The organism is Stenotrophomonas sp. 05L414_2 (assembly GCF_056397905.1).
On record NZ_JBFTOJ010000013.1, the window covers coordinates 1 to 14,441 of the forward strand.

At 65.5% G+C, this 14,441-nt stretch carries 12 protein-coding genes; 4 read left to right on the plus strand and 8 right to left on the minus strand.

Translation table 11 applies throughout. The features are described 5' to 3' along the window. Both AC1DJN_RS03350 and AC1DJN_RS03355 read right to left on the minus strand, forming a co-directional pair. The coding region (locus tag AC1DJN_RS03350) for a hypothetical protein (RefSeq protein ID WP_478038859.1) at window positions 1-331 on the minus strand (331 nt) is incomplete at its 3' end. 25 nt (window positions 332-356) lie between these two features. After that, complete coding sequence (locus tag AC1DJN_RS03355) at window positions 357-1,334, minus strand: 5'-nucleotidase (RefSeq protein ID WP_081794552.1); 978 nt, start codon at window positions 1,332-1,334, stop codon at window positions 357-359. Between the two features lie 179 nt (window positions 1,335-1,513). Between AC1DJN_RS03355 and AC1DJN_RS03360 the strand changes: the two genes are divergently transcribed. After that, window positions 1,514-3,604, plus strand: a complete 2,091-nt coding sequence (locus AC1DJN_RS03360) for a M13 family metallopeptidase (RefSeq protein ID WP_478038861.1) — start codon at window positions 1,514-1,516, stop codon at window positions 3,602-3,604. Between the two features lie 81 nt (window positions 3,605-3,685). On the opposite strand, the gene AC1DJN_RS03365 is transcribed toward AC1DJN_RS03360, so the two are convergent. The 6 genes from AC1DJN_RS03365 to AC1DJN_RS03390 all read right to left on the minus strand — a co-directional run bounded on the left by AC1DJN_RS03365 (window position 3,686) and on the right by AC1DJN_RS03390 (window position 10,821). Then, window positions 3,686-4,246, minus strand: a complete 561-nt coding sequence (locus tag AC1DJN_RS03365; RefSeq protein WP_032976041.1) for a hypothetical protein — start codon at window positions 4,244-4,246, stop codon at window positions 3,686-3,688. 99 nt (window positions 4,247-4,345) lie between these two features. Further along, complete coding sequence (locus AC1DJN_RS03370; protein ID WP_478038863.1) at window positions 4,346-4,951, minus strand: HD-GYP domain-containing protein; 606 nt, start codon at window positions 4,949-4,951, stop codon at window positions 4,346-4,348. A gap of 182 nt (window positions 4,952-5,133) precedes the next feature. Next, complete coding sequence (locus AC1DJN_RS03375; RefSeq protein WP_032976043.1) at window positions 5,134-5,649, minus strand: hypothetical protein; 516 nt, start codon at window positions 5,647-5,649, stop codon at window positions 5,134-5,136. 82 nt (window positions 5,650-5,731) lie between these two features. Then, window positions 5,732-9,196 carry a transcription-repair coupling factor gene (gene mfd, locus AC1DJN_RS03380; RefSeq protein ID WP_032976045.1) on the minus strand — a complete coding sequence of 1,155 codons (3,465 nt, stop codon included), beginning with the start codon at window positions 9,194-9,196 and terminating at the stop codon, window positions 5,732-5,734. A 126-nt stretch (window positions 9,197-9,322) separates the two neighbouring features. Continuing rightward, window positions 9,323-9,868: a GNAT family N-acetyltransferase gene (locus tag AC1DJN_RS03385; RefSeq protein WP_025879325.1), complete on the minus strand. Its 546-nt coding sequence runs from the start codon at window positions 9,866-9,868 to the stop codon at window positions 9,323-9,325. Between the two features lie 95 nt (window positions 9,869-9,963). Beyond that, window positions 9,964-10,821 (minus strand): 23S rRNA (adenine(2030)-N(6))-methyltransferase RlmJ, encoded by an 858-nt coding sequence (locus tag AC1DJN_RS03390; protein ID WP_025879326.1) that lies wholly within the window; start codon window positions 10,819-10,821, stop codon window positions 9,964-9,966. 35 nt (window positions 10,822-10,856) lie between these two features. Between AC1DJN_RS03390 and creB the strand changes: the two genes are divergently transcribed. From creB to creD, 3 genes are all read left to right on the plus strand, one after another. Next, window positions 10,857-11,582 (plus strand): two-component system response regulator CreB, encoded by a 726-nt coding sequence (creB, locus tag AC1DJN_RS03395; RefSeq protein ID WP_081794553.1) that lies wholly within the window; start codon window positions 10,857-10,859, stop codon window positions 11,580-11,582. A gap of 3 nt (window positions 11,583-11,585) precedes the next feature. Beyond that, complete coding sequence (creC, locus tag AC1DJN_RS03400; protein ID WP_478038865.1) at window positions 11,586-13,046, plus strand: two-component system sensor histidine kinase CreC; 1,461 nt, start codon at window positions 11,586-11,588, stop codon at window positions 13,044-13,046. 81 nt (window positions 13,047-13,127) lie between these two features. After that, complete coding sequence (creD, locus tag AC1DJN_RS03405; protein ID WP_478038867.1) at window positions 13,128-14,441, plus strand: cell envelope integrity protein CreD; 1,314 nt, start codon at window positions 13,128-13,130, stop codon at window positions 14,439-14,441.

Here is a 14,441-nt window from a genome sequence, read left to right on the forward strand (position 1 = left end):
CAACAGGTCGATGTTGAACATCAAAAGGAAGCCTGGGGCGCTTTCCTTTTTCACAGAGTATGACAACAGGTCGATTGAGGGCTAGTGCGTAACCGAGTTCTAGCCAGACGTTGGGGTTGTCTTCGGAAACTTCGGCGATACAGGTGGATGCGCTGGCGATTGCGCTTTCAATTTTTTCAATTATCGGATTTAGACCAAGGATTTCATCTGCTCTTTGAGGCTCCACTTCTGCAAGAAGAAGTGCCGGGCGTATGGTCTCTCTATATCTTCGGTCGTAGACGTTCCCATCGAAAGTCTGAATCACAAAGCAGGTCGGTTTTGCCTGTTGCATGTGAGGTTCTCTTGGGTGATCCAATTTATTGACCGGTCGCCGCTAGCTCTTCCGTCTGTGGCGATGTCGTCTTCGGTTTGTTCGTTATTCCGAAGGGAATGTGTACAGATGGTGCGGCTTGGCTTGCTGCGGCAAGGTGCAGTGATTGATCGTCGAAAAATATATGAGGCTTGAGGACTTCGAGGATCAAGCGTTTTTCAATTCCACCCAAGAAGAATGCGTCGTTTACAATTACGCCCCAACTCTTCAGTGTGTTGATTGCGCGCTCATGCGATGGAGCATTTCGGGCGGTGACGATGGAGACACGAAGCCTATTTTTGTATGTTGGGTCCGACTTCCTTTTCAGCTCCTCGGCCTTCTGGATTGTTGAGATCTTGAGGAGGAACTGCTTTAGTGGGCCGCCACCGTGAGGTTCCATGACATTGGCTGTCTCGTGAGTGTGGAATTGCGCAAGGTTTCCATTCTGCATCACGGTTTCGGATGAGTCGTCAGCAAGAACTCCATCGAAGTCGAAGGCAATGCGAAGTGTTGTGTCGCTTGGGTCGTCAATTTTCTTTGAATCCATTACATATCCGGCCGGCAGTCCAAGTGCAATCGCTTCGAGAACATCGCTCTGATTGCCTGATAGGAATAGGGATATGTTGAGCGCAGGCACATATGCGTAGGGCGAAAGGCCTTGCTGAAAAATTGCGCGAGAGATGCTCAAGTTGTGGTGGGCAATTGAATTCATCACCCGAAGTCCCGTATCTGGATCATTACGAGATAGAAGGACGACTTCGACCAGCGGAGCGTGGGGGGCGGGACTTAGGTCATTGAGAGAGAGAAGGCGTCGGATGAAGGAGAAAGCCATTCCCGGCTGGAGTGCATCGTTCCTGTGCTGCTCTTGATATGTGCGATAGGCTTCCTCCCCCTCGTTTCGAAAGACCCTATCCGACTCGCTCAAGTCGAACATTGCACTAGATGCGACACCTACCACCAAACGATCCTTTAGTTCGTAAGGCATATCTTCTCCATTTTTTATGATTTTTGCGGTAGATCCGATTGGGGCGATGTTAGCAAGCACGATAGCGGAAAACCCCAAAGGCGAAATCCAACAGCTGTGGAGCCTGCGGCGTGACCTTTGGCCGGTCCCCACCATCGCCGCAGCGGCTACGCTGGACGATTCGCCGTTGGAGACACGCCATGAACGTCCGTAATCTGGTCCCGCTGGGCCTGACCATCGCCATCGCCGCTTCGCTCGCCGCCTGTGGCAAGAACGAGACCGCGCCCGCTGCCGACGCCGCCAAGCCGGCGTTCGACCAGTCGCAGATCAAGACCGCGCTGATCAGCCTCAACAGCGCCGATCTGGATCCGTCCATCGCCGCGTGTACCGACCTCAACGGCTTCGTCAACAGCAAGTGGCTGAAGGCCAACCCGGTGCCGGGCGACCAGACCACCTGGGGCAGCTTCGAAATCCTGCGCGAGCGCTCGCTGGAAGTGCAGCACGCGCTGGTGCAGCAGGCCGCCGCCAGCCAGGCCAAGGCCGGCTCGGTGGAAGCCAAGATCGGTGACATCTGGAAGACCGGCAACGACGAAGCGAAGATCGAGGCCGCCGGCCTGGCGCCGCTGCAGCCGACGCTGGACAAGATCACTGCGCTGAACGACACCGCCGCCATCACCCAGTACCTGCGCGACAGCCAGGCGCAGGGCCAGGGCGTGCTGTTCTCGCTGTTCGCCAATGCCGATTACAAGGATTCGGCCAACGTCATTGCGTACGTCGGCCAGGGCGGCCTGGGCCTGCCGGAGAAGGGCTATTACTTCGACGACGCGCAGGCCAAGATCCGCGACGCCTACGTGGCCTACATCGCGCAGGTGCTGACGCTGTCCGGCGTGGACGCGGCGCAGGCTGCCGAACAGGCCAAGGCGGTGATGGMRTTCGARACSCGCCTGGCCAAGGCCTCGATGTCGCGCATCGAAMTGCGYGACCCGGCCAAGCGCTACAACCCGSTCAGCGCCGYYGAYGCSGACAAGCWGACCCCGAACTTCAGCTGGACCGCGCTGTTTGACACCCTGAAGGTGCCGGCCGCGCAGAAGTTCTCGCTGGCCCAGCCGGGCTTCTTCAGCGAAATGGACAAGATGCTGGCCGACGTGCCGGCCGCCACCTGGCAGTCCTACCTGCGCTTCCACACCATCGACGACGCCTCGCCGTACCTGAGCAGCCAGTTCGAGAAGGCCAACTTCGAGTTCTACGGCAAGACCCTGCGCGGCCAGCAGGAAATGCAGCCGCGCTGGAAGCGCGTGCTGGAGTCGGTGAACGGCGGCATGGGCGAAGCCCTCGGCCAGCTGTACGTGGACGCGGTGTTCCCGGCCGAATCGAAGGAGGCCATGCAGCACCTGGTGCAGAACCTGTCGGTGGCGCTGAAGGCGCGCCTGGAGCAGCTGCCGTGGATGGGCGAGGAAACCAGGAAGAAGGCACTGGAAAAGTGGGCCAGCTTCACCCCGAAGATCGGTTACCCGGACAAGTGGCGTGAGTGGACGGGCCTGCAGACCAACGGTGACAGCTACCTGGGCAACATGCAGGCAGCGCGTGCGTTCAACTACCGCTACATGCTGGACAAGATCGGCAAGCCGGTGGACAAGACCGAGTGGGGCATGACCCCGCAGACCGTCAATGCCTACTACAACGCCACCAAGAACGAGATCGTGTTCCCGGCGGCGATCCTGCAGGCACCGTTCTTCGATGCCAAGGCCGATCCGGCATTGAACTATGGCGGCATCGGGGCGGTCATCGGCCACGAGATGATGCACGGCTACGACGACTCGGGCAGCCAGTTCGCCGCCAACGGCAACTTCGACAACTGGTGGACCGACAGCGACCGCAAGGCCTTCACCGAACGCACCGACCAGCTGGTCGCGCAGTTCGACGGCTATGAATCGGTGCCGGGCGTGTTCGTGAAGGGCAAGCTGACCCTGGGCGAGAACATCGGTGATCTGGGTGGCCTGACCGTGGCCTACGATGCCCTGCAGATGGCGCTGAAGGAGAACCCGAAGGCGAACGTCGAGGTGGACGGTCACAGCCAGGACCAGCGCTTCTTCATGAACTGGGCCACCGTGTGGCGTCGCAACTTCACCGACGGTGAGCTGCGCGTGCGCCTGAACACCGATCCGCATGCACCGGCGAACTTCCGTGCCAACGGCGCGCCGTCGAACATGCCGTCCTATGCCGCCGCGTTCCAGTGCAAGGCCGGCGATGCGATGGTGCGTGCGGACGACAAGCGCGTGGTGATCTGGTAAGCGATCGCCGGTAACGCGTGAAGCAGAAGGCCCGGCGAATGCCGGGCCTTCTCGTTGCAGTCGGCTAGAACAGGCGGCAGATCAGCCCGGGCATTTCAGGTACTGAGACAATGTGGCCTGCCATGCGCTGGCCGGGTCGAAGCCTGGCACCAGGCCACCGCCCTTGCCGGTGAAATTGGACATGCCATGGGCCAGCATGTAGGTCGGGGTGTACGAGGGCGGCCCCATGCGCTTGCTGAAGGTGCAGATGCCAGCGACGTAGGCTGGCGCCTTGTCGGGGCTCAGCTGCGCCTTCAATGCGCTGTCGAAGCGACCGAGATTCTCCTCGCCCATGGCCGAACCGGCCATCGCCTTGAGCGCGTTGTAGGCAGCGTGTCCCGTCTCGTCTGCGACGCGCTGGCGATCGAAATGAGCGAACACGCCGGCGATGTTGTAGAGATCGATGGCGTCCTGCATGCGTCCATCCTGCACGCAGCGCGGCAGGGCATTCATCAGGGTGGCAGGTGAGGTGCCAGCGGTGACCTGGTTGCGCGACAGGCATGCGGCGGCTGGCGCGGTGCCATCCTGCTGGGCCTGCGCGAACGGCGCCAGGGCCAACAGCAACAAGCCCAGCGGTGCGGCGATACGGGTGTTTCCTTTCATGGGTGATGCTCCTCGTAAGCAGGGCCGTCTGCGGCCGACCCTCAGCTTGCGGGGATCGGCGCGGCTGCGCAAGCGAGGCGCCGTCCAGCCGGTGAAGGCTCAGGCCAGCGCCGGCTCGTTCCTGAGCATGCCGTGGAAACGCTGCAGCACGTAGGGATCGATCAGGCCACCGGCCTGCTCATCGAGGATCCGCAGCACCGTCTCGTGCTCCATCGCCGCGCGGTAAGGGCGCACGCTGGTCATTGCATCGTAGGCATCGGCAATGGTGACGATGCGGGCGCCGAGCGGAATGGCCTCGCCGTGCAGGCCATCGGGATAGCCGCTGCCATCGAACGCTTCATGATGGGCACGGATCAGTCGCGCGACCGGCGCGGCATCACTGCGGCCGGTGGCCAGGAAAATGTGCTCGCCGCGCACCGGGTGCTCGCGCATGATCGCGCGCTCTTCGTCGCTGTGCCGGCGCGGGCTCAGCAGTACCTCGTCGGGGATGCCGATCTTGCCGATGTCGTGGAAGCGTGCGGCCAGGCCGACCTGCGCACAGGCGTCCTCATCCAGGTCGCAGTGCAGGGCAAGGTGCTGCGCAAGAAGGCCCACGCGGTCACAGTGGTGGCGGGTATRGGCATCACGCATCTGCAGTGACATCGACAGGGCGTCGATCAGGCAGGCCTGCGCGTGCAGGAGGTCGGGAGGTCTGGGCTGGGGCATCGGAACTGGCGGCGCGGCGAAGCTGCGCAGAAAACGGAAAGGCCCGCGAGAGCGGGCCGGGGCGGCGCATAGGGTACCCGCATCGGTGTCACGCGGGGGGCATCGACGGTCCCGCGTGGGGCTGTGCGTTCAGTCGCATGCAGCATTTGGCCCCGGCCGCATCGCAACCGGGGCTGCGCGGATCAGCCGGTGGTCTGCAGGTGGATGCGATGGGCTTTGGCGAAGGCGTCCTGCGCGTCGCTCAGGGTCTGCATGTCTTCGTCCATCCTGGTCACGGCCTCATCCAGCGTCTGCAGCAGCGGGGTGACCTGTTCTTCGCTGTAGCCATCGGGCAGGGCGGCCAGCTGTTCCATCACGGCGAACATGTGTTCGGTGCTCTTCAGGGAATCGAGCAGGTTCTGGTGCAGTGCGTCGGCGTCCTTGCCATGGGTGAACTGCTGGACGAAGACCAGCCGGTCGGCGATTTCCTTGTGCGCGTTCTTCAGGCCGAAGCGATGCTGCTGCATGCTCTTGCCGTCCTGCAGCGACGCATGGAAGGACTCGCCGTTCGGGCCGTTGGTCCATTGCTCGACCACGCTGACCGTGCCGTTCCAGCTGGCGACATTCTCATGCAGGTAATCGCGGTTGCTCATGCCGCTGTGGCAGGCCGCAAGCAGGCCCAGGCTGGTGGCGAGCAGAAGGGGGGCGAAACGATTCACGGCAACACTCCTTGTCGCGGGCGCAGGAAACGGAAAGGGCGCCGGTCTGCCGCCCGCGGCGGACCGGCACCCTGCAGATCGATCAGCGCAGGGCCAGGGTCAACAGCAGTGCCCGCGCGGCATTGAAGCGGTCTTCGGGCAGCGGCAGCGGATGCTTGACGCGCAGCTTGTCCGGACCGTCCATGGCATAGAGGTTCGGTTGTTTCTGGATCAGCTGGATCACCGCCATCGGATCGATGTTCGGCTTGGATTCGAACACGATGCGGCCACCGTTCTCGCCCAGGTCCAGCTTGCGGATGCCCAGCGAGCTGGCCTGCAGCTTCAGCTCGGCAATGGCGAACAGGTTCTTGGCCGCATCCGGCAGCAGGCCGAAGCGGTCGATCATCTCCACCTGCAGTTCGCGCAGCGCATCGCTGTCGCGCGCGCTGGAAATGCGCTTGTACAGCGTCAGGCGGGTGTGCACGTCCGGCAGGTAGTCGTCCGGAATCAGCGCCGGCACGTGCAGCTCGACCTCGGCGCCCCGCGCTTCTTCGCCGGCATCGATGTCGGGCAGATGGCCCTGCTTGATGCTGCGCACTGCGCGTTCCAGCAGCTCGGTGTACAGGCTGAAGCCCACTTCGGCCATCTGCCCGCTCTGGTCCTCGCCCAGCAGTTCGCCGGCGCCGCGGATTTCCAGATCGTGGGTGGCCAGGGTGAAGCCGGCGCCCAGTTCGTCCATCGAGGCGATCGCTTCCAGGCGCTTTTCCGCATCCGGCGTGATCGAACGACGGTCGGGCACGACCAGGTAGGCATAGGCGCGGTGGTGCGATCGACCGACGCGGCCACGCAGCTGGTGCAGCTGGGCCAGGCCGAAGCGGTCGGCACGGTTGATGATGATGGTGTTGGCGTTGGGGATGTCGATGCCCGATTCGATGATCGTGGTCGACAGCAGCACGTTGAAGCGCTGCTTCTGGAAGTCCAGCATCACCTTTTCCAGCTCGCGCTCGGGCATCTGCCCATGGGCGATGCCGATGCGCGCTTCGGGCACCAGCTCGGACAGCTCGCGCTGCATGCGGCCGATGCTTTCCACGTCGTTGTGCAGGAAATACAGCTGGCCACCGCGTGCCAGCTCGCGCTGGAAGGCTTCGCGCAGCAGCGCGTTGTCCCACTGGGTGATGAAGGTCTGCACCGCCAACCGGTTCGGCGGCGGGGTGGCGATGATCGACAGGTCGCGCAGGCCGGCCATGGCCATGTTCAGCGTACGCGGAATCGGCGTGGCGGTCAGGGTCAGCAGGTGCACGTTGGCGCGCAGTGCCTTCAGCGCCTCCTTCTGGCGCACGCCGAAGCGCTGCTCCTCGTCGACGACGACCATGCCCAGGTCCTTGAACTTCACGTCCGGCTGCAGCAGGCGATGGGTACCGACGATGACGTCGATGGTGCCGGCGGCGACCTTTTCCAGCTCGGCCTTGATCTCCTTGGTGCTCTTGAAGCGCGACAGCACCTCGACCTTCATCGGATAGTCGGCGAAGCGGTCGCGGAAATTGCGGTAATGCTGTTCGGCCAGCAGCGTGGTCGGCACCAGCACCGCCACCTGCTTGCCAGCGCTGGCGGCAGCAAATGCGGCACGCACGGCAACTTCGGTCTTGCCGAAGCCCACGTCGCCGCAGACCACGCGGTCCATCGGCTGGCTGCTGGCCAGGTCACGCAGGGTGGCGTCGATGGCGGCCAGCTGGTCCGGGGTTTCCTCGAACGGGAAACCGGCGGCGAACGGCTCGTACATCGCGCGGTCCACCTGCAGTGCCAGTCCGGCACGCGCCTGGCGGCGGGCCTGGATCTCCAGCAGTTCGGCGGCCACATCGCGCACCTTCTCGGCGGCCTTGCGCTTGGCCTTGCTCCACTGTTCGCCACCCAGCGAATGCAGTGGCGCGGTTTCGGCGGACGCGCCGGAATAGCGGCTGATCAGGTGCAGCTGTGCGACCGGCACGTACAGGCGGTCGCCCTTGGCGTACTCGATTTCGAGGAACTCGCCGGGCATGCCGCCGACGTCCATCGCGATCAGTCCGCGGTAGCGGCCGACGCCATGGTCCTCGTGCACGATCGGCGCGCCTTCGGTCAGTTCGCCCAGATCGCGGATGATCGCTTCCGGCTCTCGTCCGGCGCGGCGCGTGCGACGGGTGCTGCCGGCGCGCTCGGGGAACAGCTGGCGTTCGGTCAGCACCGCGATGTGCGGCGCATCCAGGGCGAAGCCGTCTTCCAGCGGCGCCACGGCAATGGCGAAGCGTTCGTCGCTGGCCAGGAAGGACAGCAGGTCGGCCACCACCGGTGGCTTCAGCTCGGCGGCCTGCAGCACTTCCAGCAGGGCCTCGCGACGGCCCGGCGAATCGGCGGCGATCAGCACCCGGCCAGGGTAATGGCCAAGGAAGGATTTCAGCGCGTCACCGGCCGGTGCTTCACGCGCGGCCACCGGCAGCGGCGGCAACGGCTGGTCGCCCAGCGCATGCGCCTCGGCGATGCGGGCGTGATCGGCAGCCCATACTTCGATGCGCGGTGCGTCGTTCAAACGCTCGCGCAGCAGGTCCGGCGACAGGTACAGCGCCGACGGTGGCAGCAGCGGCCGTTCAACGTCATGGCGGCGTTGCTCGTAGCGCTCGCCGGTCTGCGTCCAGAACGTCTCTGCCGCTTGAGCGGCGCCCACGCAGACGACCGGCAGGCTGCCGGCAGGCAGGTAGTCGAACAGGGTGGCGGTGCGCTCGAAGAACAGCGGCAGGTAATACTCGATGCCGGCCGGGGCCAGGCCCGATTTCAGGTCCTGGTACAGCGAACTGCGTCGGGTATCGACGTCGAAGCGCTCGCGCAGGGTCGCCAGCACCCGGGCGATGCTGGCGTCGTCCATCGGTACTTCGCGGCCGGGCAGCATGTGCACCGCCTCGACCTTGTCCAGCGAGCGCTGGCTTTCCGGATCGAACGCACGGATCGAATCGATGTCCTCGTCCAGCAGTTCCACCCGCAGCGGCTCGTCGGCGCCCATCGGGTAGACGTCAAGCAGGCCGCCACGCACGGCGAAATCACCCGGGTCCATCACCTGCGGCACGTTGCGGTAGCCGGCGCTTTCGAGGCGACGCTTCTCCGCTTCCAGGTCCAGGCGCTGGCCGACTTCAAGATTGAAGCTGCCGCCGATGACATAGCTGCGGGGAGCCAGATGCTGCAGCAGGGTCTGCACCGGCACCACCACCAGGCCGCGCTTCAGCGTGGGCAGGCGGTGCAGGGCCGACAGGCGCTGCGAAATGATGTCCGGGTGCGGGCTGAAGCGATCGTAGGGCAGCGTCTCCCAGTCCGGGAACGCCACCACCGGCAGGCTCGGGTCGCCTCCCAGCAGGGTATGCAGATCCGCTTCGATCTGGTTGGCACCGTGGTTGTCACGGGCCACCACCAGCAGCGGTGCGTCATGCGTGCGCGCTGCCTGGGCCAGATACCAGGCCAGGGCAGTGGGCGAGGCGGGGGCGCGCCACCAGGCGCGAAGCTGGCCGGCACGTGGCAGCGGCGGGGCGGGGTATTGAGTACGCGACATGAACCGCGGATTTTAGCAGAAGCCCCCGCCTGGCCCATGATCGTTACGTGACCGGGGTAGCGCCGGGCCATGCCCGGCGAGCGCAGCGGTCGGATCAACATCGCCGGGCAGGGCCCGGCGCTGCCGTCAGTTGTCCAGTTCCAGCACCATCCGCACCAGGCCTTCGGCCCCGTTCGGATGGGGGACCGGCTTGAAGCCCAGCGAGGCGGCCAGCTGCTTCATCGGCTCGTTCTCGGCGGCGACATCGCCATACAGGCGGTCCAGGTACTTGCCGCGGCCCCATTTCACCAGCTTGCGCATCAGCTGGCGGCCGAGGCCCTGGCCGATCAGGAAGCGGCTGATCAGGATCGCGTACTCGGCTTCCCGGGTACCGGGGATGATCGAGGCACGGGCCACCGCGCCGACCACGGCCTCACCGGCCGGCAGCGACTCGGCGGCGACCAGGGTGATCTCGGTCTTCGGGTTGGGATGGGTCAGGCGCTGGGTGGTTTCCGGTGACAGCTCGGTCACCGATTGCAGGAAACGGTCGCGGATTTCTTCCGGCCCGAACAGGCTGAAGGCGGCCTGCAGCGGCGCGCCATCTTCGGGGCGGATGGGGCGGATCAGCAGCTCGTGGCCGCTGGGAGCCTTGAAGATCTCATGCCAGGGCGGCATGCGGTTGCGAGTGGCCATACCGGGTGATTCCTTGGTGGTCCATCGATTGTGTCATCACCGGGGCTGCATTCCGTGAACGAAAGGCTCACGGTCGTACAGCCTCGTGAAGGCCCCTATTCGGCCGTCTTCAGCCAGTCCAGGCGGGTGCTGGCACCGGGCTCGCCCAGATGCTGGCGCAGGGCCGGCAGGGCCGGGCCGACCACGCGGTCGAACTGCCAGGGGGCATTGAGCACCAGCATGCCGCTGCCGTTGAGGCGCAGCGGGGAGTCGTCCGGGCGGACCAGGAACTCGATGGTCATCGCCGACTTCACCGGCAGTGCGGTGGCCTTGCGCAGGAAATGCAGGATGGTGCGGCGCTGCTTGATCGGGAACCAGACCGCACAGGTGGCCTGCGGCCAGCGCGCCAGGGTCTCGGCCAGCGCGGCAAGGATCGCCTGGTACTCGGCGTCCTGGGCTTCGTAGGGCGGGTCGATCAGGACCAGGCCGCGGCCGATCTTGGCACCGTTGGACTTGGGCGGCAGCAGCGAGCGCAGCAGCGCATAGCCGTCACCGGGGTGCACGCCGACGCGGCTGTCATGGGCGAACAGGGTCTTCAGCGAAGCGGCCTCATCCTCCTGCAGCTCGCACACCGCCATGCGGTCCTGCGGGCGCATGGCCTGCGCGCTGAGCAGCGGCGAGCCGGGGTAGGCGATCATCGCGCCGACCGGATTGTCGGCCTGCACCGCCTTGAGGTAGCGCTCGACCACCTCCGGCAGCTTGGGCTGGGCCATCAGCCGCATGACCCCGGATTCGACTTCCAGGGTCTTGCGGCTTTCTTCGCTGGCCAGCAGGTAACGGCCGGCACCGCCGTGGGTGTCGAGCACGAAGAACGGGCTGTCCTTGCGCTTGAAGCTGTCGATCAGGGCCAGCTGCACGATGTGCTTGAGGACATCGGCGTGGTTGCCGGCGTGGAAGGCGTGGCGATAGTTCATGGGCGRCAGTGTACGGGGCAAGGGCCGCAGCGGCTATGCTGCGCGCCATGACAGCCCCTGTTACCCATGTCCTGGTGGTCGAAGACGAAGCGGCCATCGCCGAAACCGTGCTCTATGCGCTGCGCAGCGAAGGCTACGCTGCCAGCCATTGCCTGCTGGGCGGGCAGGCGCTGCAGCAGCTGCAGGCCGGCGATATCGACCTGGTGGTGCTGGATGTCGGCCTGCCGGACCTCAGTGGTTTCGAGGTCTGCCGCCGGCTGCGGGCCCTGACGGGGCCGGTGGCGCAGGTGCCGGTGATCTTCCTGACCGCCCGCAACGACGAACTCGACCGCGTACTGGGCCTGGAGCTGGGGGCGGACGACTACATGGCCAAGCCGTTCTCGCCGCGCGAGCTGGTGGCGCGGGTGCGTGCCCGGCTGCGGCGTGCCACGCCCGCTGCGGTGGCCCCGTCCGTCGAGAGCGGCTGGCAGGAACACGGTGCCTTCGCCATCGATCGCGATGGCCGCCGCATCCGCTTCCAGGGCCATGCGCTGGACCTGACCCGCTACGAATATGCGTTGCTGGAGGCGCTGCTGCAGCGCCCCGGCGCGATCCTCAGCCGTGCCCAGTTGATGGACCGTGGCTGGGACAGCGCCGCCGACAGCGCCGACCGCACCGTCGACACCCACGTCAAGACACTGCGCGCCAAGCTGCGTGCGGCCGGCGCCAGCGGTGAACCGATCCGCACCCATCGCGGCCTCGGCTACGCCCTGGAGGTCTGACGCGTGCGTCTGGTCCTGAAACTGTTCCTGGGCTTCTTCCTGATCGTTGGCATCGCCGCGTTCTTCGTGATGCGTGTGTTCGTCAACGAAGTGAAGCCGGGTGTGCGCCAGGCGATGGAATCGACCCTGGTGGATGCGGCCAACGTGCTGGCGGAAATGGCCGCCGCCGACGTCAAGGCCGGCACCATCCGCAACGGCACCTTCACCCGCAACCTGGCCAAGGCCCGGCAGCGCGACCTGAAGGCGATGGTCTGGCGCTTCCCCAAGCGTGCGCTGGACTACCGGGTGACGATCACCGACGCCAAGGGCATCGTGATCTACGATTCGCTGGGCCGCGACGTGGGCCGCGACAATTCGCGCTGGAACGATGTCTATCGCACCCTGCGCGGCGAATACGGTGCGCGCTCCAGCCCGGAAACGCCGGGCGATGACAGCAACACGGTGATGCACGTGGCCGCGCCGGTGTATGACCCGGCCGATGGCAGCACACTGATCGGCGTGCTCAGCCTGGCCCAGCCCAACCGCAGCATCGATCCGTTCATCGCCGCCAGCCAGCGCGCCATCATCGAGCGCGGTGCGTGGCTGATCGGCCTGTCGGCGCTGGTGGGCGTGCTGGTGACGATGTGGCTGACCAACGGCCTGGGCCAGCTCAGCCGCTATGCGCGTGCGGTCAGCGCCGGTGAACCGGTGCCGCCGCCGAAGCGGCGCAGCGACGAGATCGGCGATCTTGGCCAGGCGCTGGAGACCATGCGGCGCAAGCTGGAAGGCAAGGCGTACGTCGAGCAGTACGTGCAATCGCTGACCCACGAGATGAAAAGCCCGTTGGCGGCGATCCGCGGTGCCGCCGAACTGCTGCAGGAGCCGATGGCCGACGCCGACCGTGCGCATTTCGCACGCAGCATCGTCGACCAGCAGGAACGGCTGACTGAAACCATCGACAAGCTGCTGGCGCTGGCCGAGGTCGAGCAGCACGGGTGGTTGCAGACCCGTGATCCGATCGCCTTGYCGGTGCTGCTGCAGGAAGCCGCGGCGGCGGCGCAGGTACGCGCGCAGGCCGCAGGTGTCCAGCTGCATATCGAGCAGGTGCCCGACCTGCGCGTGCAGGGCGATGGCTATCTGCTGCGGCAAGCGCTGCACAACTTGATCGACAACGCCATTGCGTTCTCGCCGCCCGGGGCACAGGTGCAACTGGATGCCCAACTGGACGGGCAGGGCGTACGCCTGCAGGTTGCCGACCGTGGCGCGGGCATTCCCGACTACGCACGCGAGCGCGTGTTCGAGCGCTTCTATTCGCTGGCCCGACCCGGCACCGGCCGCCGCAGTTCCGGCCTCGGCCTGCCCTTCGTGCAGGAAGTTGTGCGCCTGCATGACGGCCGCGCCAGCCTGCAGCCGCGCGAAGGCGGCGGCACCGTGGCCAGCCTGTGGCTGCCGCTGGCGATACCGGGCCAGCGTCTGCGGCGCTGACTTCACACCCACTTCAAATTCGCCACAAACCCTGCTCACCGCAGCCGTCCATCCTGCAGTCCTCTCCAACGAGGACGGACGATGAAATCCCTGAAGATGCTGCTGCGGTTCGCCATTGTCGGCGGCCTGATCCTGCTGCTGCTGATCCCGCTTTTCCTGATCCGCAGCGTCATCACCGAGCGCAGCGCCTATCGCGAAGAGGCCTACTCGCGGGTGGCCGAAAGCCGTGCCGGTACCCAGCGCGTGGTCGGGCCGGTGCGCGTGGTGCCGTGGTCCAAGCGCGAGCAGGTGGAAGTGGTCGATGCGCAGGGCAACAAGAAGACCGAGCTGCAGACCACCGAGGGTTACTGGTTGCAGCCGCCGGCCACCCTGCAGATCAGTGGCGAGCTGCTGCCCAGCCAGCGCTCGGTCGGCCTGTTCAAGGTGCCGGTGTACAGCTGGAATGGCCAGCTCAAGGCGACCTTCAGCGAGGACGACTACCCGGAGCACGATGGCATGACCTATGGCGAGGCCTACATCGCGCTGGGCGTGTCCGATGCGCGTGGCCTGGTTGGTACGCCGAACCTGCGGGTTGATGGACAGCAGGTCAAGCTGCTGCCGGGCGTGGCCGGCGCATCCGCACTGGGCCGTGGGCTGCATGCACCGATCGCCGGCATCGCCCGCACCGGAGGCACCCTGGCGGCCAGCAGCGTGGAACTGGAACTGCAGCTCGATGGCAGCCGCTCGCTGTCGGTGGTGCCGGTGGGCGATGACAACCAGATCGCGCTGCGGTCCAGCTGGCCGCACCCGTCGTTTGCCGGTGCGTTCCTGCCGAACGAGCGGCGTGTGGATGCACAGGGCTTCGATGCACGCTGGGCCGTGTCCTCGCTGGCATCGGACGCACAGCAGCGACTGCGCGAGGGCGATGACCTGGATGCGCAGGCGGTGCAGGTTTCGCTGGTCGACCCGGTCGATACCTATACCCAGGCCGACCGCGCGTCCAAGTACGGCGTGCTGTTCGTGGTGCTGACGTTCGTTGGTTTCATCCTGTTCGAACTGATCAAGTCGCTGCGCATCCATCCGCTGCAGTACCTGATGGTCGGCCTGGCGCTGGCGATCTTCTTCCTGCTGCTGATCAGCCTGTCCGAGCACATCGCCTTCTGGCAGGCCTACCTGGTTTCCGCGCTGGCCTGCATCAGCCTGCAGGCGGTGTACCTGGCCAATGTGCTGGGTCACTGGAAGCGGGGCCTGGGCTTCGCCGCGATGCTGACGGTGCTGTACGGCGCGCTGTATGGCCTGCTGSTSTCGGAARACAATGCRCTGMTGMTGGGCTCGCTGCTGCTGTTCGTGATCCTCGCGCTGGCGATGTGGGTGACCCGTCGGGTTGACTGGTACGCCCTGGCCGAACAGAAGTAA

Bases quoted from the DNA above. Each gene is read 5' to 3' on its own strand.
- AC1DJN_RS03355 (WP_081794552.1), bottom strand. From the start codon at position 1,334: ATGCCTTACGAACTAAAGGATCGTTTGGTGGTAGGTGTCGCATCTAGT.
- AC1DJN_RS03390 (WP_025879326.1), bottom strand. From the start codon at position 10,821: ATGAACTATCGCCACGCCTTCCACGCCGGCAACCACGCCGATGTCCTC.
- AC1DJN_RS03365 (WP_032976041.1), bottom strand. From the start codon at position 4,246: ATGAAAGGAAACACCCGTATCGCCGCACCGCTGGGCTTGTTGCTGTTG.
- mfd (WP_032976045.1), bottom strand. From the start codon at position 9,196: ATGTCGCGTACTCAATACCCCGCCCCGCCGCTGCCACGTGCCGGCCAG.
- AC1DJN_RS03385 (WP_025879325.1), bottom strand. From the start codon at position 9,868: ATGGCCACTCGCAACCGCATGCCGCCCTGGCATGAGATCTTCAAGGCT.
- creB (WP_081794553.1), top strand. From the start codon at position 10,857: ATGCTGCGCGCCATGACAGCCCCTGTTACCCATGTCCTGGTGGTCGAA.